Source organism: Marinobacterium weihaiense (genome assembly GCF_019061305.1).
GTDB lineage: Bacteria > Pseudomonadota > Gammaproteobacteria > Pseudomonadales > Balneatricaceae > Marinobacterium > Marinobacterium weihaiense.
The window spans coordinates 309223-330354 of the sequence record NZ_JAHQZT010000001.1 but is presented as its reverse complement, the minus strand read 5'-3'; the positions used below and the strand labels follow the sequence as shown (position 1 = coordinate 330354).

Annotated in this window: 17 protein-coding genes; 7 read left to right on the top strand and 10 right to left on the bottom strand. The window is 54.3% G+C overall.

Annotation, left to right across the window (positions count from 1 at the left end; genetic code table 11):
• Positions 1 to 16: 16 nt before the first annotated feature.
• The 3 genes from KTN04_RS01590 to KTN04_RS01580 are packed head-to-tail and all read right to left on the bottom strand — an operon-like array spanning position 17 to position 3460.
• Positions 17 to 325 (bottom strand): addiction module antidote protein, encoded by a 309-nt coding sequence (locus KTN04_RS01590; RefSeq protein WP_217333451.1) that lies wholly within the window; start codon positions 323 to 325, stop codon positions 17 to 19.
• On the bottom strand, positions 322 to 654 hold the full coding sequence (locus tag KTN04_RS01585; RefSeq protein ID WP_217333450.1) for a type II toxin-antitoxin system RelE/ParE family toxin: 333 nt from the start codon (positions 652 to 654) through the stop codon (positions 322 to 324). The genes KTN04_RS01590 and KTN04_RS01585 overlap by 4 nt, the downstream gene beginning before the upstream one ends.
• A gap of 52 nt (positions 655 to 706) precedes the next feature.
• The gene (locus tag KTN04_RS01580; protein ID WP_217333449.1) at positions 707 to 3460 is read right to left on the bottom strand and encodes a DNA methyltransferase; all 2754 of its coding nucleotides are present in this window, start codon (positions 3458 to 3460) and stop codon (positions 707 to 709) included.
• Between the two features lie 296 nt (positions 3461 to 3756).
• On the opposite strand from KTN04_RS01580, the gene KTN04_RS01575 reads away from it, so the two are divergent.
• Complete coding sequence (locus KTN04_RS01575) at positions 3757 to 4350, top strand: hypothetical protein (protein ID WP_217333448.1); 594 nt, start codon at positions 3757 to 3759, stop codon at positions 4348 to 4350.
• A gap of 1761 nt (positions 4351 to 6111) precedes the next feature.
• On the opposite strand, the gene KTN04_RS01570 is transcribed toward KTN04_RS01575, so the two are convergent.
• The 6 genes from KTN04_RS01570 to KTN04_RS01545 form a co-directional block, all read right to left on the bottom strand.
• The gene (locus KTN04_RS01570; protein WP_217333447.1) at positions 6112 to 6522 is read right to left on the bottom strand and encodes a TubC N-terminal docking domain-related protein; all 411 of its coding nucleotides are present in this window, start codon (positions 6520 to 6522) and stop codon (positions 6112 to 6114) included.
• Positions 6522 to 8423: a DUF927 domain-containing protein gene (locus tag KTN04_RS01565; RefSeq protein ID WP_217333446.1), complete on the bottom strand. Its 1902-nt coding sequence runs from the start codon at positions 8421 to 8423 to the stop codon at positions 6522 to 6524. The genes KTN04_RS01570 and KTN04_RS01565 overlap by 1 nt, the downstream gene beginning before the upstream one ends.
• Positions 8420 to 9301 (bottom strand): toprim domain-containing protein, encoded by an 882-nt coding sequence (locus KTN04_RS01560; protein WP_217333445.1) that lies wholly within the window; start codon positions 9299 to 9301, stop codon positions 8420 to 8422. Before KTN04_RS01560 ends, KTN04_RS01565 begins: the two co-directional genes overlap by 4 nt.
• Positions 9298 to 9435 (bottom strand): hypothetical protein, encoded by a 138-nt coding sequence (locus KTN04_RS01555; RefSeq protein ID WP_217333444.1) that lies wholly within the window; start codon positions 9433 to 9435, stop codon positions 9298 to 9300. The genes KTN04_RS01560 and KTN04_RS01555 overlap by 4 nt, the downstream gene beginning before the upstream one ends.
• Positions 9432 to 9629 (bottom strand): helix-turn-helix transcriptional regulator, encoded by a 198-nt coding sequence (locus KTN04_RS17360; protein ID WP_217333443.1) that lies wholly within the window; start codon positions 9627 to 9629, stop codon positions 9432 to 9434. The genes KTN04_RS01555 and KTN04_RS17360 overlap by 4 nt, the downstream gene beginning before the upstream one ends.
• Before the next feature lie 604 nt (positions 9630 to 10233).
• The gene (locus KTN04_RS01545) at positions 10234 to 11667 is read right to left on the bottom strand and encodes a tyrosine-type recombinase/integrase (protein ID WP_217333442.1); all 1434 of its coding nucleotides are present in this window, start codon (positions 11665 to 11667) and stop codon (positions 10234 to 10236) included.
• Positions 11668 to 12008: 341 nt separating this feature from the next.
• Here KTN04_RS01545 and KTN04_RS01540 point away from each other — a divergent pair, with 341 nt between their 5' ends.
• Positions 12009 to 12539, top strand: a complete 531-nt coding sequence (locus tag KTN04_RS01540; RefSeq protein WP_217333441.1) for a putative molybdenum carrier protein — start codon at positions 12009 to 12011, stop codon at positions 12537 to 12539.
• Positions 12540 to 13009: 470 nt separating this feature from the next.
• On the opposite strand, the gene gltA is transcribed toward KTN04_RS01540, so the two are convergent.
• The gene (gene gltA / locus KTN04_RS01535) at positions 13010 to 14287 is read right to left on the bottom strand and encodes a citrate synthase (protein WP_217333440.1); all 1278 of its coding nucleotides are present in this window, start codon (positions 14285 to 14287) and stop codon (positions 13010 to 13012) included.
• A gap of 447 nt (positions 14288 to 14734) precedes the next feature.
• On the opposite strand from gltA, the gene sdhC reads away from it, so the two are divergent.
• The 5 genes from sdhC to KTN04_RS01510 all read left to right on the top strand — a co-directional run bounded on the left by sdhC (position 14735) and on the right by KTN04_RS01510 (position 21100).
• The gene (gene sdhC / locus KTN04_RS01530) at positions 14735 to 15112 is read left to right on the top strand and encodes a succinate dehydrogenase, cytochrome b556 subunit (protein WP_217333439.1); all 378 of its coding nucleotides are present in this window, start codon (positions 14735 to 14737) and stop codon (positions 15110 to 15112) included.
• The gene (gene sdhD / locus KTN04_RS01525; RefSeq protein WP_217333438.1) at positions 15106 to 15453 is read left to right on the top strand and encodes a succinate dehydrogenase, hydrophobic membrane anchor protein; all 348 of its coding nucleotides are present in this window, start codon (positions 15106 to 15108) and stop codon (positions 15451 to 15453) included. The genes sdhC and sdhD overlap by 7 nt, the downstream gene beginning before the upstream one ends.
• Positions 15454 to 15456: 3 nt before the next feature.
• Positions 15457 to 17232, top strand: a complete 1776-nt coding sequence (gene sdhA, locus KTN04_RS01520) for a succinate dehydrogenase flavoprotein subunit (protein ID WP_217333437.1) — start codon at positions 15457 to 15459, stop codon at positions 17230 to 17232.
• 12 nt (positions 17233 to 17244) lie between these two features.
• A complete protein-coding gene (locus KTN04_RS01515; RefSeq protein ID WP_217333436.1) occupies positions 17245 to 17949 on the top strand; it encodes a succinate dehydrogenase iron-sulfur subunit in 705 nt (234 codons plus the stop codon).
• A gap of 319 nt (positions 17950 to 18268) precedes the next feature.
• The gene (locus KTN04_RS01510) at positions 18269 to 21100 is read left to right on the top strand and encodes a 2-oxoglutarate dehydrogenase E1 component (RefSeq protein WP_217333435.1); all 2832 of its coding nucleotides are present in this window, start codon (positions 18269 to 18271) and stop codon (positions 21098 to 21100) included.
• Positions 21101 to 21132 lie beyond the last annotated feature (32 nt).

Below are 21132 nucleotides of genomic sequence, written 5' to 3'. Positions count from 1 at the left end.
CTGGTTCATTGTTTGGTTAGTGTGGTGCCGCCTGTGTCAGGTCGTGGAAGTGGATGCCGGTCGCTCGCATCACGGCGGTCATGGTACGCAGAGTGGGGTTACCCTTGGGTGACAGGGCACGGTACAGGCTTTCTCGAGACACTTTGGCCCGTTCAGCAATTACCGTCATGCCGCCTTGTGCTTCAACTACATGGCGTAGTGCGATCAAAAAGGCAGATTCGCCGCCTTCTTCGTCCAGTTCGTCAAACGCTGCACGCAGGTACTCAACCGCCATGTTGGGGTCGGAACGCAGCATCTCGATTACAGCATCGTCATGGTTTTTCATGATTCTATTCTCTCTCGATAATCCGCCAGAAACGCTTTGGCCTGAGTGATATCCTGCTGTTGGCGTTTTTTGCTGCCACCAATCAGCAGCAACACCCGGCGCCCGCCAATATCGGCGTAATACACTCGATAGCCGGGGCCATAGGTAATACGCAGCTCCATCACGCCTTCACCAACGGCTTTGGTATCGCCGGCATTGCCCAGCGCCAGTCGGTTGAGGCGGGTCAACACGCGCATCGCCGCCTGAATGTCCTTTTTCTTGGTGGCATCGAGCCACGCCTGAAAAGGGTCATGGCCATCGCTGGTCAGGTAGTGCTTTAGCTCAATCATATCAACCATTGTAGCTTGAAAGCTACGTCAGTGTCTGTGCAGGTGAGGCTATTCAGTCGCTTGATGTACGCCGTCTTGCGCCGGTCTTGGTGTTACGCTGTTCTGCTTCGATCAATGCTTCATAGCGAGCCAACAAAAACTCCTGCCGCTCGGCCGTATCACGGAAGGGGCGCTCTCGGTACAGGCGCTCTACGGCAAGGTCGAGTGCCTGGTGTGCCTGCAGCAGATCGTCCGGCATTTTGTCGGGATCGTACATTTGCGCCAGCGTTTTGTCCGGGTGCGCACCTCGGGTCAAGATGATCTGCCTGCCCAGCTTCTCAATCATACTGCGCTGATTGTCACTGGCATTCGGCCAAGGGAAGGTGTTGTAAACCAGTGTTGCTGAATAGCGGTAGTCACTTTTCAGCCGTCCACCGACCAGGCGCAGCCAGTCCATGTGCATTTGGGTAGACAGGATAGCGAACTCATAGAGGGTGCCGTTGGGGATGATCATGGCAAGATTGGTTGCAATAACGCTGCTATCAAATATTCCAATGGGTGCGTAAGTACGGCGCTCAGAGGTGACGCTTGGTACAAGGATGAATGAGTCTGGATTGTTCAGGTCACGAAATTGATGCGGACGCTCGGCAAGTTTTCTTGTCCCTGCGTCACTACTAGCAAGCCGCGTAGACTCAACCAACTTTATCCGTCGATCTATCTCGGGTAGCTGCTGTAACTTTTTGGCATGTTCATCCGTTAACCAGAGGCACCAACGTTCTTTGTCCTGCAAAAACTCTTGGGCACCCAGTAAACGCTTAATGCATCCACTTACTTCCGGTGTCTGTGCTACAAGAGCATTTTTCTCTTCAGTGCTCAGTAACAGGTGGCCGCCGTCATTTGGCATATTGCCGAAAATCATGTTGGGTATATCAGCAACAAGCGCTTTCCTGCGCTCACTGACTACAGTGTTACCGCCTTCGAGTAGATACGGGCTTATGTTATCAGGCTTGTGTAGATGCCACTCACCTTGGATGCGAGTAAACAGTCGCCGCTGACGCTCTTGTCTGCTCAACCCGATGATCACGACATGTACGCCTGCATTACCCTGTGCGCTGTTTTTCCATGAGAATGTCTGATAGGCAAAGTCTATCTTTACTCCTTGCCCAAGAATAACTGGCCAAAGAAGCCCGGTCTGCTTGCCCTGACAGATAGAGTTAGTTGATACAAAGGCGGCGTTTGCATTGCCCGAACTGCAGTAAACGGCTGCAAGATAGAACCAGCAAGCAACGTAATCGAGCGATTTATACGTGCGGACGGCTTTGCCGATCGTAAGTTTCATATCGTCAAGTTGTTCATCCCCTCTGTTGCCATGCCCGACAAATGGAGGGTTGCCGCATACAAACACCTCGGCCTCGCCATCATTCGGGCATACCGCATTCCAGTCCATACGCAGGCTGTTACCCAGTACCAGATGGCCATAATCCTTCAATGGCAGCAGAGGTTCAGCATGGCCGAACTCCTTGGCAAACAGAGTGTTCATCTGGTGCTCAGCCAGCCATAACGAAAGCTGTGCGATCTCGTGGGCTGCGTCATCAATTTCGATGCCGTAGAACTGGCTCAGACGGATACCGCTCATGAAGAACTCATTTTGCTGCATCTGCATTGCGTTCTTCAGATTGACGGCCTGCAACTCACGCAAAACCGCCATCTCCAGTCGGCGCAGCTCCTTGTAGGCGATGATCAGAAAGTTGCCTGATCCCATTGCCGGGTCGAATATCCGAACTCGGGTCAGACGCTCCAGCAGGGATTCCAGTTTCTTGCGCTGGCCTTTGGCGCTATCCAAGCTGGCATAGAGGTCATCCAGAAACAGTGGTCGGATCACCTTCATGATGTTGGGCACAGAAGTGTAGTGCTGGCCCAGGCTGTCACGACTTTCCTCATCCACAACCGCTTGGAACATCGAGCCGAAGATATCCGGGTTTACTGCTTCCCAGTTGAGCTGGCCGCACTCGATCATCATGCGCCGTGCTCTGGCGCCAATGATGGGCATTTGCAGGTCATCGCTGAATAGGCCGCCGTTGACGTAAGGGAACTGGCTGATGTGCGCCGGCAGATCAGCAGGGCGGTCCGATTCGGGTTGATTCATCACCGTGAATAGCTGCGCCAGCAAGATCGGCAAGTCTTCGCCGCTGTCGCTGCTGGCCTCAGTTATTACTCGGGTGAAGGCGCCTGATTTGAAAATGCCGGTGTCTTCGGCGAAGTAGCAGAACAGCAGGCGGGTCAGGAATACATTGAGAGCATGGCGCTGGTCAGTGGTTTCAAAGGCATTGTGTTCCTTGAGGCGATCAAACAACCGGCCCATCTTGGCGGCTGCCTTGAGATCTGCTGATGCCTCCTCAAAGTGCTTGGTGCGCTCCAGCCCCGCCATTGGTGCAAAGAACAGATACTGAGTGGCCAGCTTGTCGAAGTCCACCTCGAGCCGTTCATCTGTGCGGGTATCCAGCGCTGTGATTTCACGGTAGTCAGTCACTACCAGAAAGCGACTTTTGTGCCGGCGTGGTTCGTCATCGTCAGCAAGTGCCTGCAGGGCTTCATGGACGCTTTCGCCTTCACGCACCGGCATGAAGTACAGCCAGTTCTTCAGCGCCACATGGCCGTCTTCCTTACGAGATGCCACATTGCGCTGCCCGTTGTTGCGCACCTGGGTGATCGTCGCTCTGGGGAAGCCGTAGGCGTCAAGAAAGGCATAAATGAATTCACCGGGATCAGCACCTGCAGCGGTGGCGGCCTGAAGGGTGTTCATGCAGTAGGTCTGGTCGAAGGCCATGAAGCGTGCGTCCTGCGTGTAGCGTATATATGACAGGCAACTATAGCCGCTTGGGCAGAGAGGGGGTAGGGGGTGGCACCATCCTTGGCACCGTAATCAGTGCAGTCTTGCCCTCAGCCAGGTGTTGGCAGCAAACCGACCTGCATTGTCACGCTGGCGCTTTGTGCCGGTGGTGAATGTCATAAGCGGCCACCAATGCTTATGCCCGTCCTGTGACACCAGTCAGTCAGATATTAACCAGCCTGGTGTATTTAAGCGGTTGCACCTGTAGTTGCATCAGTCTGGCTGTCTCCCGCGTGGCCCTGTTGCGTTTGAGTGCAACGGTGTTGCGTCATGCCTTTGTTTCCATGGATACCGGCCTGGATACCAGATTAGTGGATACCGGGTTTGTCGTGCGCCTGAGGGTGTTTCCATCCGTGCGCATGGAGGTGTTAGCTCCGGTGTTAACTTCGACTGTTAACCATGCCGGTGCGCACCTGAATACATACCGATTTGCTGCGTACTTCACTGCGTACCTTGCCCGGTTGGTTCGAACTCTAATTCGTACCAAACTTGTTCGAACTCCTGTTCGTACTTTACCCATTACTGTAATGCCACTGGCCAACAGGGTGCCTAATTCGTTCACCCCTCGATTATGGCTGGAGCTGGTCAAGCTACTGCCGGTGGGGGGCTCCGTTTCAGAGATCCCTTTGCGATCTGGTGTCGTGCTTTGCGACTCCGGCCTGAATCTACCCAATATCGGAATCGTTCGATGGGGTGTCACGTTTCGTTCCCTCCTTGCTGGTATCCAGCGCCAGCACTGGCCTATTTCGCCCTGTGCGCTCCTCTCGTTGTTGATCCATGTGCCAGCATACCCGCAACAGATCGGCGCTCTGGTGGCGTTCTGGTAACTTCCTGCAATGAAGGAAGTTGGTCGGCTTCTTAACTTCCCCCATTGGGGGGAGTTGATCGTTGACTGAGTGATAGCCTGATTAACTTCCACCATTGGTGGATGTTGCCTGTGCTCTGATTAACTTCCGCCATCGGCGGGAGTTGGCATGTTGGATATGTGCCAGCAGTTACGCTCCCGGAATATCGGGAACTTCCTCAATCTGAGGAAGCTGGTTCCGGGCTTTTACTCAGGTTGAGGGAAAGGGCACTGCTGGATAATCAGCAGCAGTGGCCGGGCAGCATGTGTGCCGTTGGTGTGTCGATAGGTGTGTCGGCTGGAGTGATTCCGGTATCGGGTATTTCTCTACCCGGAATCGGGTAACTCCGGAAGCTGGCGCAAAATCTGCGCTCGTTTCAGAACGGGGGTATCTGCTGTGCTACATTTGCATTGCTTTGGCCCGATGGGTTCGTGGCCTGATCTCTGGCTTCATGATTAGGTTCAGCAAATGGGAGGTGATTGCCAGGATCGCCTGAAGTCTTGGCCCGGACTTCCCAAAGTATCTGTAATGGCCTTGGGTGTCCTCAATTCTGAGGAGGCCCATCCGGATTTCAAATCTGTGTGGGTCGCTCACCCGATATTTCGGGCCAGTCACTCAGCCGAAAACCCGGCTTAGTCATTCACCTGAAAAATCAGGTCAATGGGTCACTGCCATTTTCCTGTAGTGGACTGCTGCTCAAAAGTACCGATTCGGTAGTTTTGCCGTTGCGTACTGGTGGCGGTATTGCTTGATCCGTTGGTTGATCGTTGGTTGGTAGCGGTGCTGTCGATCTGTCCTGTTGCCTGCTACTGCTGGGATTCGGCTTGGTTGATCGTTGGTTGATTGGCAGGCGAAAGTTCCAGGTTCACGGAACAATAGTTCCGGTTTTGCGGAACCTTTGCGGTGCTGATCGGCAGTAATGCCCGGCTGAATAGTCCCGCTTTGGGGACTCATGCGTCCCCGGTTGGGGACTTTCTATCTGGAGTGATCCCGTTTGCCATGTCAGGTTTTTTCAGGTTATGGGCTTGGCCCTCACCGGTTCTGGACTGGAGTTTTCTGAAGTAGCTCAACAGGCTTCAGGACTGAAGTTTTTTGAAGTAGCCCAGCGCCAGCCATGTCAGGTTTTGTAAGGTAGCAGAGCGCCAGCGGGTGAGGTTTGTGGCAGGATGAGCAATAGCAGGTCAGGCTTTGGCCGGGGGCCGGGTGTGTCGGCTTTGCTGCTGTTCAGGTGTCGGCTTCTGTGTCGGCTTTCGTCCTCCAGTGGAGGATGAAGCCTGAAAGGATACGGTATTCCAGCGCCAGCAGTGTGCCGGGGCAGGGTGTCGGCTTACGCGCAATCAGATTTGAAATCCAGAAGGGGTAACAGGATGAGCAATCCGACAGACAAGCCGGAAGGCAAGCAGCAGGAACGGCAGGGCGGTGTGCGGTGCTTAACGCTCATGCTTCAGGATGAGGACCGGCAACCGGCAGGGAAGGAGGCCCCGGAACAGGGCACCCCAGATCAGCGGCCAGAATCTGAAGCGCCAGCCCGGTAAGCAATGGTCAGATTTGAAAACCAGCCATTACCGGCTTGGTCGCATTTGAAGTGTGAGCAAGATCAGCAGGCCACTCTAAGCCCTGTGGCGGGCTTTGGTGTATGCGGAAGGGCCAACGGTGGAGCCAACGGAAAGCGGCGTTCCTGCTGGCGCTGTGGCTGATTCAGGGCCAAGTAAAAGGGCCACCAGATCAGCAGCCCTGGTTGGGTTAGTGCAGCCGCGTCCGCAGCCAGGTGTTAGCAGCAAACCGGCCTGCATTGTCGCGCTGGTGCTCTAACAGCTCAGGTGATCCAGCAGCGGTTAGCCACTTTGCCCGGTACTCAGTCAGCAGCTGGTGCCGCCATTCAGACGAACAGTGCTCTAAAGCCTTGTTGATGAACTCAGCATCTCCGGGGTTGCCGGGCAACATCGGCAGATCAAGATCAGCGGCGCAGTACAGCATCACGCCTGAGTCGTTGGCAGCAGGGTTGCCGCGCAGCTCATCGAGTAGTTGTTGCTTATGGGCACGAACAAAGGCGCGTAGCTCATCCGTCAATGGAGTGGGTGACTCCACTATCAGTTGATCGCCTTCAATCAACAGATCAATACCGCGTTCAGTCAGTACGGTGGCCAGTCCCATCAGAAACCCTCCCGATATTTTATTGGCTGATCGTTTTCAGGCGGTAGCGGCAGTAGCGGCGGTAGCACCCCAGTAACGGCGGGGCTTTCAGGTGCTACTGCTTGGGTATGCACACCAGTAGCAGCGGTAGCAGGGGTGTCCTGATTCACCGTTTGCGCTACTGGTGCTACTGCTTGCCCTTGTGGGGCGGTAGCGGCTACATCCCGCGTGGTTGCTGGTGTGCTACTGGCGCTACTGGTGCTACTGGTGGAATCTGCCCCCCAAGACAGAATCTCAGCCTTAACGGCGACTACGTTAGTGGTTTGGCCGTTCACTCGAATACGGGCTGTCAGGTTCGCGGTACGGTGCAGCAGGTTAGCATCATTCAATGCCTGCTTGGTTTGGCCTTCATTCACGCCCGCGCAGGCTTCTTTGAACCCGGCCAGACTAAAGCAATATCGTCCGTCTCTGATCCAGCCGACACGATCACGGACGGGGTGTTGCTCGTTGCCTGTTTCAAACCGGCTTTCATTGGCAAGGATGAAATTCATCACGTTCACGATGCCTCTATGCTCATCCGACACGGTGCTGATCTGCTCAAGCCAAATGCCATAGGCTATCCGTACCGCATCCAGAATGTCGGCTTCCTGCCAAGGCAGTACACCTGCTTTTATGGCGATCAACCCGGTATGCCATACCAGTGCAAAGCGTTGCCGTGCCCGGTGCGCCAGCGGGGTATCAGCAGGGCCAAGCAGCAAATAATCCAGCTCTTTCCAGCCTTCAGTCAGATCAGAGACACGTTCCAGCAACTCAGGGCCAGCCATGCCGTAGTGATCGGCGCAGTGCTGTTTGAGTGTATTGGATTCTTCGGCATCCCGCGTAATAGGTGGAGCCTTAGCCACGTCAATATCGATCAGGCGCACCAGTTGCCCGCCTTTCACCTTGCCGCCACCTTGCTGAATGAAGTCGGCAACCGCGATTTCACCGGCACTCAGTACAGACACACGCCAGCTTTTCGAGTCGCGCAGCCCGCCACAGACTTGACTGCGATCTCTGCCAGTGCCTGAGAATATCTTGTAGATAGTGCTGCCAAAGGCTTTGGAATCGTTCTCCCCGATTTCGTCCACGATCATAGGCAAGTCGTTGTGCATCTCGCATTTGGCTTCTAGTGCATTATCTGTGGCGTTCCAACGGTTGATATAGCACTCACCCCCGCCAAACTTTTGTGGATCAGCACCATTGCCCCAGCAGCTTGCCGCCACCTGCAAGGCGGTGGATTTGCCATGCGATGTTTCGCCCCATATATGAAAGCCACCAGACTCAACATCACATAAGTATCGGACGGGGGCACTCAAGCTGGCGCACACCAGAAACTGAATCAGCGGTGACACGTCCTTGATGCCGTCCTGCCACTGCTCAAGCGAACCCTTCCGGCGCATAACGCGGGTATGGTTGGATAGTTGCGCAGGCTGGTACACAATCCGTTCACCTTCAGGTTCGCGCAGTGTTTCCAGGGGCATGACAAAGGCACCATTCAGCCAGCCGGTACGGTCGGCAGCGATCAGCCACTGCTTTGCATTAAACAAGTTGAGATACACCAGCAACTTACGCTCAGCACCGGGCGCAATCGGCAGTCCTTCATCGGCCAGGACTTGCGCCAGCTCTGCCGGTGCCGCATGAAATAGACGCTTCGGAATGATGCGCTCATGTTCGCGGCCTTTCTTATCGAGCCACCAAAGCTGAACACCCCAGTTCCGACTATCGTTGTCGTGGCTTTCAGCCCTTACCACGATTGGCCGGGTGGTGATCGTTGTGTGCTTGTCATCATCCCCTAACTGAACAACGCCTTTGCTGGTGCAGGTGTAGCCTTTGGGGACACCTTCGAACCGCTCTCTTGGCTTCAGGTCGATAGCTGTATTCATGCTGCCACCCCCTGAGCCTTCGCGCAGTGCGCCACGTCGTTGAAGTCGGTGCAGGTGCAGCCCAGCCCGCATGGATCAGGCCAGGTTAAACCCGCTCCAACAGCAGCGGCAGCTTCACGGCCCTTGGTGATACCGGGGTTGCCTTGGGTGCGGTGATCGTTATCCGCGCAGACGGTAAGCTGGCGCTCGGGATCGGCCAGGGCGGTACAGACAGGCAGCAGGTTGCCCGCATTCATGGCGCAGACGGTCGGCAGCCCGCTTTGCTCATGGATGGTTGCGCCCGTTGCAACGCCTTCCGCGACATATACCGGCCCGGCGCTCAGGTCGCCAAACAGTGTAAAACAGCCCGATACCCGGCCACCGGCCATGAATCGCTTGGTGCCGTCCGGGCAGATGCGTTGCAGGTTCCAGAGTGCGCCTGTTGCATCGATCATCGGCACTAGCAGCAGTTCGCCATGCTGGCGCAGATGGTGCGGCTGGATTCCCTTGCGGCTCAGGTAGGGGTGCGCTGGATCGGCGCTTGTGGCGTCACTCCAGAGCCTTGCAGCCTGGTCGGCAGTTTGTTGCTGGCGTTGTTGGCGTTCAGTATCGCGTTGCAGGCGCATCTGCTTCAGCCGGTCGCGGTGTTTCTTGCGTTCCTGGTGTGTCATCTCACCATCGGGCTTGGCGCTCCAGGTTGCTTGGATGCCCGTGCGCCAGCTTCCAAACTCACCAGCCGGGATGCCATCGCCATGCAGAACGTACCAGCCATTCAGAGTGCCCGGCTTGTCGCCGTCAACGTGGATGCGGTGAAGCACGCCATCATCGGTGATAGCCGCGCGGGTTTGGATGCCATGGTCGGCCATGAACTGCGTGAAGTCGTGGATATGGTTACTCATCGAATCAACCCCCAGTGAATAGCAGTCACGAAAAGGACGGTCGCGGTTTCGATAGGCCAGCCGGTCAATGCTATAATGAGCATCTGCTTGACGGCGGCGGCCTGTGTGGTGTGGGTCGCTGCTTCCTTTCTCATGCTGCTCCCTCCTTGCTAGCCATCCATGCGTCAAGCGAGGATTTGCGCCAGCCAACACAACGACTGCTCAGAACGATTTTTCGCGGGAATGTAGGGTCTGTTTGCTCAAGACGCCATAAGCCAGTGCGGCTAACACCGATATAGGCGGCTGCCTGCTTGGTACGCAGTAATTCGATTTGGGGTGTGCTATTCATGCCAACACCTCCTTGAAAGCATCAAGGCGGGAGGCCAGTAGGCGGGGGATTAAGCGCGGTCGTGCGGGTTCTGGGTCAGGGTCTCCACTGCTTGAGCCTGCGCCGCTGGAGCTTGCAAATCGGCTTGTATGGCTGCTGCGTTTTGAGCGTGATGAGTTGCCCACGATACAGATAGCGCGTGTCACCCCTTCGCACGCAGAATTCAGTGTTCGATCAAGCAATGATTGTCGCTGGCGCGTACGCTTGATAAACATTTCGCGAAAACGTCTGCTACACAATCTTGCGGCCTTTGCTGCCTTTGCTGCCTTTGCTGCCTTTGCTGCCTTATCAGTAACGCTCTTCATGTTTGATTTATGTGTAGTCGAAACGATCTTTCGTTTCACAGCGATTTTGGTTGAGTGGGAAGAATTGTCGCAGGGTCCAAGTAGTATGGTCTTTGTTGTCATATTACTTTCCTGTGTTGAGTTGGTTATAAATCAGCCAATTTTATTGGCAGTGTGATTTTATACAGTGTTGTTCCATGAGATCAAACTTTATTTTGCAACGTTTCTATATGCTCAGTGATTGATGGGCATAGGACTTGTAGGACCTCAAGCCGCAAACTTTACCCTGTGTCCTTGCTGGCGCTGTCTGCCGGGGTGCCGCTCAGGGATTCGCTCAACATGGCCAAGGCATTGGCTGCCTGATCCGGCGCTAGGTGGCCATAGTGCCTTTCGATCATCGCTGTGGACTTGTGTCCGGCCAGGTGCGCGACGGTTAGCAACGGGATACCAGCCGACACCAGCTTGCTTATGAAATGATGCCTCAGGCAGTAGAAGTCTAACTTCTCCGTGACTTCGCCTAACTCAATGATGTGATCCCAGTGCGTGTTATGCGCTTTTTTGCTCATTACCCCGCCTGTCCGTTCAGATGGGAATACCAATCCGGTTGCAGATGATCCCTGCTGCTGGTGCCACAATGTCATCTGGTTACTGAAAGCATCGCTCAGGGTATGGCGTATCTGCATAGGATCGGGATGGTGGCGGGTCTTGCGGGGTGTTTTGGTAAGTCGCTTGAAGGGTAGGTTCAGCTCTTGCCATGTCAGCGTCCTAATATCGCCAGGTCGCAAGCCGGTGTGCATTGCCACCAATGTAAATGGGATGCTCCAGTGGGGGTAGGGCACGGCGTCCAAGTCGGGTAGATGGGGCTTGCCGTGGGCGCGGCTATTACGGCGCTCTTGTCGTAGCTGTTCGCTATACCGCTCTATGCCGGTATGGATCTGCGCCAGCTCATCCGGGGTTAACATGCGGCGTCGTTCGACAACCTCACCACTGGTAATTCGTTCCTGCTCCTTATCGGGCGGTGGAGCCAGCCTTACCCGATCCAGCGGGTTGCGCTCCAGGTATTCATGTTCGACTGCGTGGTTGAGCATAGTCTTGAGTGCGCCATACGCTCGCTTCACGGTGTCATGTGCATAGCCGTCCTCGTATTGGATTCGCTGCCAATGGATGATGTCGGCCTTGCTCAGGCTGTCCATATCGCGATCAAGCAACCCTTCGTACTTCTTGCGCCCCCGCTTAGGCCTCGCTGCCTTGAATCCACTTCGGATAATGCTCAAGGTGTGTTTTCCCTGGTCGATCTTGTGTGACTGGTGGTCAGTGTACGGCCCGTCGAGATATTGCTGGACGGTGCGGAATTTGCGGGATGCCTCCTGTTGCTCCTTGCGGCGCTGTTCTGCCTTGCGGTCATCAATCACCTGCTTGGGGTCAATACCGTTCAGAATGTCGGCACGAAACATCGCGGCCTGTTCAGCCGCAGCGGCTGGGGCGATATTGGGGAACTTGCCAAGCGGCATCTTCAGGGATTTGCCGGATGCACTGCGATAACGAAACCGCCAGTTGCCGGTCACGCCCTTTGCGCCGATTCGCTTACATAAGTGGAAGCCGGGGATCATCTCGCACTGCAACTCTTTGCTGTCACCAATGCTTGCGTCATTCAGAAACTTCCGGGCCTTGGCATCTGTGATTGACGTTAACCTGGTCGTGCTGGTTCTTCTCATGATTAAGCCTGTAAATGGACTCGGGAAAACTCGGGAACGTTTCGGGAACATGATAGCGCAATTTATAGAAACTAACAGATACAACGCGAAACAACGCATATTGATCCTAAGGTACTGAATCTAAAAGAGTAATTCGCTGAAACGCAGTGCTGGCGCGGGGTGTAGTGAAATGGTGAAAAGTGGCTTTTCTCACCTTGACATGGTGGGGGTCGCTGGTTCGAATCCAGTTAGTCCTACCAAATTTTGAGAAAGCCGCTAACGGGTCATGCCGAGCGGCTTTTTTGTTGTTGTGGCGGGCCGCAGAGTGGATTGCGCGTGGTGTGCAGGAGGGTCGCCTGGTTGTGCGCAGTTTTTCAGGGAAGAGGGAGCGATTGGTGTATCCGGGTTTGCAGAAAATTATCAGTGGTGGTCAGACGGGAGCGGATCGGGCGGGGCTTGATGCGGCGATGGTCGCTGGCATGGCGGTGGGCGGTCACTGTCCGGCAGGGCGGGCGGCGGAGGATGGTGTGATTCCTGGTCGTTATCCTTTAACCGAAATCGAGGCGGGCTATCGACAGCGGACGCGCTTGAATGTTGAGGCAGCCGATGCTAACTGCATTATCTATCATGGTATGCCGCAGGGTGGTACGGCGCTTGCCTTGTCCTCCTGTTTGAAGAAGGGTAAGCCGTTCAAGCTGATTGATATGTCGATGATTACTCATGAGAGTGCCGCTGTATCATTGCTCGAGTTTGTATGTGACAACCGGGTAGGTTGTTTGAATGTTGCAGGCCCGCGAGAAGGAAGGTGTCCGGGGGTATATGACTATGTATTCATGCTTGTTGCCAGGATGATTGAATTGGTGACGGAGTTAGGTGAAAGTCCAGAATACTAACCATCAGGCTGATTGTAATACTGTGCAGTTATGTATCAGGTATTTGGTTGTTGAAGAGGGAGCAGGCGTAAAAGAAAACTAACGCCTGCGGATTTTATACTAAAAGTCTGCAATTCAGTTTTGCATATAAGCAACTTTTGAAAGCCCGGAATGTATACTGGAAGCATTTTTCTGAGGTGACATTAATTCCCAGAAGCCGTTCTCATATAGAAAGTAACTTGAGCAAATTTCGCACTTTGCCAGTTCGCTTTGATGAATATGGCTAATGGTAATGATGTTAGGGTGGCGCTGGCCTGTGTTGATGAGCCGCTGGCAGGGTAGGCAGTTGCACAGCATGTTCAATACTCCTTTTGAACGCATGGAATCCTGATACAACTATAGGTGAAATACAGGCTGAAAGCACTAGGCAGGAGTTCTAGGGGTGCAACAAAAAAAGCCCCGCAAGGCGGGGCTTTTAAAGTCAAGGCTTATCAGGCCGGGTAGTCACGCTGCTGTTCGCCAGTGTACAACTGACGCGGGCGGCCGATCTTGTTCGGACTGGAGTGGAATTCATTCCAGTGTGAAATCCAGCCGATTGTGCGAGACAGGGCGAAGATTACGGTGAACATGTTGGTCGGAATGCCGATTGCCTTCAGGATAATGCCTGAGTAGAAGTCGACATTCGGATACAGCTTGCGCTTGACGAAGTATTCGTCTTCCAGGGCGATCTGTTCCAGTTGCTTGGCAATCTGCAGCTGCGGGTCGTTTTCGATGCCCAGCAGGCCGAGAACCTCGTCGCAGGTCTTTTTCATGACCTTGGCGCGCGGGTCGAAGTTGCGGTAAACGCGGTGACCGAAGCCCATCAGGCGGAACGGGTCGTTCGGATCCTTGGCCTTTTCGATGAACTCTGGGATGTTTTCGGCATCGCCGATTTCATCCAGCATGTTCAGCACGGCTTCATTGGCGCCGCCGTGTGCCGGACCCCAGAGTGCTGCAATACCGGCGGCAATGCAGGCGAACGGGTTGGCGCCGGAGGAGCCTGCCAGGCGAACGGTGGATGTGGACGCGTTCTGTTCATGATCAGCGTGCAGGATGAAGATGCGATCCATGGCGCGGGCCAGCACCGGATTGACTTCATAATCAGCGCACGGAGTGCCGAACATCATGCGCAAAAAGTTCTCGCCGTAGCTGAGATTATTCTGCGGGTACATGAACGGCTGGCCGATGGAGTACTTGTAGCACATGGCGGCCAGAGTCGGCATCTTGGCGATCAGGCGATACGCGCACACTTCACGGTGGTGCGGGTCATTGATGTCAAGAGAGTCGTGGTAGAAGGCAGACAGGGCACCAACAACACCACACATGATTGCCATCGGGTGAGCATCGCGACGGAAGCCCTTGAAGAACTGGCTCAGCTGCTCATGAACCATGGTGTGGTTAGAGATGGTGTTGACGAACTTTTCTTTCTGTTCTGCGGTCGGCAGTTCGCCATTCAGCAGCAGGTAGCAGACTTCAAGATAGTCTGACTTTTCAGCCAGCTGTTCAATCGGATAGCCGCGATGCAGCAGAATACCATTGGCACCATCAATATAGGTGATTTTGGATTCGCATGCCGCCGTGGATACGAAGCCGGGGTCGTAAGTGAACAGACCATTACCGGTCAACGGGCGTACATCTATGACGTCGGGACCTTCAGTACCGGAGTAAACCGGCAATTCGATCGCTTCGTCCAGACCATCGACTGTCAAACGTGCTTTCTTGTCAGCCATTAGAGGCTCCTATCATTCTGTTTGTATTGCTGCGGCAAACTGATGCGCCGCGTCATAGGAAATGGCCCGAAAAAGGACTCGACCACTATAGAGTTTGAAATGGGATTGTCAATTAAGCCTTTAGGCAAAGTGTTGTAATGCAACACGCTGAAAAGAAGGCGATTAAAACTGGTCTTGGCTTGTGTATAAAGAAAGAAGTCCGGTGGTAAACCAAGGCCTTACGAACACCAATAAACCTCGGATCAGTACACTAGACTTAAGCCTTAAGGGCCCGTTATCGCGTTGTATTCCATATGCGATCTGTCTATACTCTCGCACCTGAGTTGCCACCGTGCCCGCTGGTTTAGTGTCAGTTCTGGCATCTCGAGGTACTACTCTCTGAGCACTTCCTAGCAACCTTGTCCTCTTGTCCTGCAATTGGGCAGAAAAAAAGTGTGAACTAGAGCCGTGAACAAGAAAAGACCTGTAAATTTAGATCTGAGAACCATAAAACAGCCACTCCCGGCGATCTCTTCGATCATTCATCGCGTAACAGGGGTGGCGCTGTTCTTCGGCGCCATCTTTATGATGTATGTGTTGAGTCTTTCGCTGGAGTCTCAGGCTGGCTTCAATGAAGCCGCTGAGATGCTCCAGGAGTCCTTCCTGGCAAAACTCATTGCATGGGGACTGGTTTCAGCGCTGCTGTACCACTTCTTTGCAGGTATCAAGCACCTGGTCATGGATCTGGGTCACTGTGAAGAACTGGAAAGCGGTCGTCTGGCTGCGAAAGTCACCTTAGTAGTAGCGGCAATCGCTATTCTGCTGGCGGGAGTCTGGATATGGTAACTAGTATTACAAGCTTTGGTCGCAGTGGTCTGTATGACTGGATGATGCAGCGTGTTACTGCGCTGGTACTGCTGACTTACACTGTTTTCATGATCGGCTACCTTCTGTTGAACCCGGATCTGGGTTATGAGCAATGGAAAGAGCTGTTCAATGGTACGGTGATGCGTATCTATACCCTGCTGGCGATACTGTCCATGGTAGCACACGCATGGATTGGCATGTGGTCTGTTTCCACTGACTACATCAAGCCGACCGGTGCTCGCTTTGTATTCCAGTCCGCATGCGGCCTGCTGGCGTTTATCTACGTCGTGTGGGGCGTTCAGATTCTGTGGGGTATCTAAAACATGTCTAAACTGCGTACGCTTACTTTCGACGCAATTGTAGTCGGTGGTGGTGGTGCAGGCATGCGCGCAGCGCTGCAGCTTGCACAGTCAGGCCTGAATACCGCCTGTGTCACCAAAGTATTTCCTACTCGTTCTCACACCGTGTCTGCTCAGGGTGGTATTACCTGTGCGATCGCGAGTGCTGATCCGAACGATGACTGGCGCTGGCATATGTATGACACCGTCAAGGGGTCAGATTACATTGGCGACCAGGACGCAATTGAGTACATGTGCTCTGTAGGTCCTCAGGCTGTATTCGAGCTGGATCACATGGGGCTGCCGTTCTCCCGTACCGAAGTGGGGCGTATCTACCAGCGTCCGTTCGGTGGTCAGTCCAAGGGGCCGGATAACCCGACCCAGGCAGCGCGCACCTGTGCAGCAGCTGACCGTACCGGTCATGCTCTGTTGCATACTCTATACCAGGCCAACATGAAAGCCGGTACTACTTTCCTCAATGAGTGGTATGCAGTCGATCTGGTAAAGAACTCCCAGGGCGACGTGGTTGGCTGTATTGCTATCTGCATCGAAACCGGCGAGACCGTGTATGTCAAGGCTAAGGCAACGGTACTGGCTACCGGTGGTGCGGGTCGTATCTATGCGTCCACTACTAATGCCCTCATCAATACCGGTGACGGTATTGGCATGGCCATGCGTGCCGGTGTTGCGGTTCAGGATATGGAAATGTGGCAGTTCCACCCGACCGGTATTGCCGGTGCGGGCGTGCTTGTGACCGAAGGCTGCCGTGGTGAAGGTGGTTACCTGATCAACAAGGACGGCGAGCGCTTCATGGAGCGTTACGCGCCGAACGCTAAAGACCTTGCCGGTCGTGACGTTGTTGCCCGCTCCATGATTCTGGAGATTCTGGAAGGTCGCGGCTGCGGTGAAAACGGCGACCACGTTTATCTGAAGCTGGATCACCTGGGTGAGGAAGTTCTGCACTCCCGCCTGCCGGGTATCTGTGAGCTGTCCAAGACATTCGCAGCTACCGATCCTGTGAAAGAGCCGATTCCGGTTGTGCCGACTTGTCATTACATGATGGGTGGTATTGCAACTAATATCGGCGGTCAGGCAATTTCTCCTGATCCCGAAACAGGCGAGGACAAGATCGTTAATGGTCTGTTTGCCTGTGGTGAAGCGGCGTGTGTATCTGTACACGGTGCTAACCGTCTGGGTGGCAACTCTCTGCTTGACCTGGTGGTGTTTGGTCGTGCGGCTGGCATGCAGATCGAACAGCAGATGCGTGAAGGCTATGAAGTGCCCCAGGCTACCGAGTCTGACATCGAAGCAGCCATGGCGCGCCTGAACCGTCTGAATAACAGTACTGGTGGCGATAATGTTGCCGACGTTCGCAAGACTCTGCAGGACACCATGCAGCTGTACTTCGGTGTATTCCGTGACGGCGACAGCATGCAGAAGGGTCTGAAGCTGCTGGAAGAGATCCGTGAACGTGTTGCAAACGTACATCTGGATGACAAGAGTCAGGCATTCAATACCTCGCGTATTGAAGCGCTGGAGCTTGAAAACCTGATGGAAGTTGCGGAAGCAACTGCGATTGCGGCCGAGGAGCGGAAAGAATCTCGTGGTGCTCATGCCCGTAACGACTTCACCGAGCGTGATGACGAAAACTGGCTGTGCCACTCTGTCTTCTTCCCGCAGGACAAGTCCGTAGGCAAGCGTGCAGTGAACTTTGCACCGAAGACCATGGACCCGTTCCCGCCGAAAGTACGAACTTATTAAGAGGCTGGTACGATGCTGGTAAGTGTATATCGTTACAACCCTGAAATTGATGATGCTCCATACATGCAGGATGTCCATATCGACATCCCGGGTGGTAAGGACATCATGGTGCTGGATCTGCTCCAGCTGCTGAAGGAAAAAGACGCGACCCTGGCGTACCGTCGCTCTTGTCGTGAGGGTGTTTGTGGCTCCGACGGCATGAACATGAACGGCAAGAACGGACTGGCATGTATCACGCCGCTGTCCGAAGTGGTCGAGAACGACAAGCTGGTTCTGCGTCCGTTGCCGGGTCTACCGGTCATTCGTGACTTGGTCATTGACATGACCCAGTTCTACAAGCAGTACGAGAAGATCAAGCCGTTCCTGATCAACGATACGCCTGCGCCTGCGATTGAGCGTTTGCAGTCTCCGGAAGAGCGTGCTGAACTGGACGGTCTGTACGAGTGTATTCTCTGTGCATGTTGCTCCACTTCTTGCCCATCTTTCTGGTGGAATCCGGACAAGTTCGTAGGTCCGTCCGGTCTGCTGCAGGCTTACCGCTTCTTGGCGGATAGTCGTGATACTGCCACCAAGGAGCGTCTGGCCGAGTTGGACGACCCGTTCAGTGTGTTCCGTTGTCACGGTATCATGAACTGCGTGAGTGTTTGTCCGAAGGGTCTTAACCCGACCAAGGCGATTGGCAAGATTCGCAACATGTTGATCCAGCAGGCAACCTGATCGTTGTCAGCTCAGAAAACGGCATCCTAGATGCCGTTTTTTTTTGCCTGAAATAAGCTGCAGGTGGTTGTGGCATTATTTCGGCCACTAGCCAAAAGGCCTATGTCGACGCGGCGCGAATATTTTGTAGAATCGAGTCGCAGGCAGTGTAAAGCCTGTAATAAAAAGCGTAGAATTATTGCCCGCAACCGCACGCGATCCGTGGTGGTTGCGAGGAATATACAAAACGGTAATCAGCAGAGGGTCGAAGGACTGCCGGTACAGGAAATAGTGCAGCCTGACCGTTGCAGCGCCCTCTCAGAGCCAGGGTGAGATGATAATGCAAGATGGCATAATGGAGCAGATGTGGAAGAATGCCCATCTTTATGGGGGCAACCTTTCATATGTTGAACAACTATACGAAACCTATTTGATGGACCCTAACGCTGTTCCACAAGAATGGCGTGAAGAGTTTGATCGACTCCCCAAGGTTGGTGAAAGCATCTCTCAGGATGTTCCTCACTCCACCATCCGGGAACACTTCCTTCTCCTCTCCAAGAATCAGAAGCGTGCCACTCCGGTTTCGAGCAGCAGTGTTAGCTCGGAGCATGAAAAGAAACAGGTTCGCGTGCTGCGCATGATCAATGCCTTCCGCGTGCGTGGCCACCAGCATGCTGATATTGATCCTCTGAACCTGATGGAACGCGAACAGGTACCCGACCTGGATCTGCGCTTCCACGAACTGTCCGAAGCTGATCTGGATACACGCTTTCAGCTCGGTTCTCTATTCTTCGGCCCTGAAGAAAGCTCGCTTAAAGAAATCCTGGCTGATCTTAATAAAACTTACTGCACTACCGTCGGCGCCGAGTACATGCATATCGTCGACACCCAGGAAAAGCGCTGGATTCAGTCTCGCATGGAGCCAGTGCGCAGCCATCCCGTACTGAGCAACGACGAGCGCAAGCACATTCTCGAGCGCCTGGCAGCGGCTGAAGGTCTGGAAAAATACCTGGGTTCCCGTTATGCCGGCGCCAAGCGTTTCGGCCTAGAAGGTGGCGAGTCTCTGATTCCTTGCCTGGATGAGCTGGTTCAGCGCGCCGGTCGTGACGGTGCAAAAGAGCTGGTTATCGGCATGGCTCACCGTGGCCGTCTCAACGTGCTGGTCAATATCTTCGGCAAAAACCCGCAAGAGCTGTTCGGTGAGTTCGAAGGCAAGAAAACACTGGAAACGTCCGGTGACGTTAAGTATCACCAGGGGTTCTCATCCAACGTCATGACCCCGGGTGGTGAAGTGCATCTGGCCATGGCGTTCAACCCGTCCCACCTTGAGATCGTGTCTCCGGTCGTCGAGGGGTCCGTACGTGCCCGTCAGGATCGCCGCGACGACAAGACAGGCAACAGCGTCATTCCAGTTTCCATCCATGGTGATGCGGCGTTTGCCGGTCAGGGCGTGGTCATGGAAACCTTCCAGATGTCACAGACCCGTGCTTACAAGACGGGCGGCACCATTCACATCGTCGTCAATAACCAGGTAGGCTTCACCACTTCCAAGAAGGAAGATGCGCGTTCCACCGAATATTGTACCGATGTGGCGAAGATGGTTCAGGCACCGATCTTCCATGTCAATGGCGATGACCCTGAAGCGGTTCGCTTCGTGACTCAGCTGGCGCTGGATTACCGCAACGAATTCAACAAAGATGTTGTGATTGACCTGGTGTGCTACCGTCGCCGTGGCCACAATGAAGCGGATGAGCCGTCCGGTACTCAGCCGCTGATGTATGCCAAGATCAAGTCTCAGAAGACCACCAAAGAGCTTTACGCTGCACGCCTGATTGAAGAGGGTGTTTTGGCGGCGGAGGATGCCAAGGCTCTGGATCAGAACTACCGTAAGGCGCTGGAAAACGGTGAGCACGTTGCCCAGTCTTTGGTTATGGAACCCAACAAGGAATTGTTTGTCGACTGGCGTCCTTACCTGGGTCACAAGTGGTCGTTTGAGTGTGACACCTCTGTTGACCAGAAGCTGCTGAAAGAGCTGGCCAACAAGACCTGTGAATTCCCGGAAGGCTTTCCAATCCAGCGCCAGGTTCAGAAGATCTACGAAGATCGCAAGAAGATGGCTGCCGGTGCGATGGAAATCAACTGGGGCTTTGCCGAAACTATGGCATATGCCACGCTGCTGGCTGAAGGCTATCCGGTTCGACTGACCGGTCAGGACGTGGGTCGCGGTACCTTCTCTCACCGTCATGCCGTGGTGCATAACCAGAAGGATTCCAGCAACTACGTACCCTTACAGAATCTGGCTGAAGGTCAGCCGAGCTTCGATATCTACGACTCTTTCCTGTCCGAAGAGGCGGTGCTGGGCTTCGAATACGGTTATGCCACGACCACACCGAATGCGCTGGTGATCTGGGAAGCCCAGTTTGGTGACTTTGCCAACGGTGCCCAGGTTGTCATCGACCAGTTCATCACCTCCGGCGAACACAAGTGGGGCCGACTGTGTGGTCTGACCATGCTGCTGCCGCACGGCTTTGAAGGTCAGGGGCCGGAGCACTCGTCAGCACGCCTCGAACGCTTCCTGCAGATGTGTGCCGAGCACAACATCCAGGTCTGTGTACCGTCTTCTCCGGCACAGATCTTCCACCTGTTGCGTCGTCAGGTCGTTCGCCCGCTGCGCAAGCCTTTGGTTGTGATGTCGCCGAAATCCCTGCTGCGTCATAAGCAGGCAGTGTGCTCATTGGAAGACCTGTCCGAAGGCACTTTCCAGCCGGTCATTCCGGAAGTGGATACACTGGATCCGAAGAACGTCAAGCGTCTGGTGATGTGCAGCGGTAAGGTCTACTACGATCTGTACAACCGTCGTGCCGAGCTGGAAAAAGACGATGTTGCCATCGTCCGTATTGAACAGCTTTACCCGTTCCCGGAAGAAGCTTTGAAGCAGGCAATTGCCGAGTACACCAATCTCGACTCCGTCGTATGGTGTCAGGAAGAACCGATGAACCAGGGTGCCTGGTACTGCAGCCAGCATCACATGCGCAATGTGTTGCAGCAGCATGACCCGAAGCTGCACCTGATGGGTGTCGGTCGTCCGCATGCGGCAGCGCCGGCGGTAGGCTATATTTCGGTTCACCTTGAGCAGCAAGAACAGCTGATCAACGAAGCAATCAACGGTTAATGACAGGTTTGTCCCAGTAATCACGACAACCT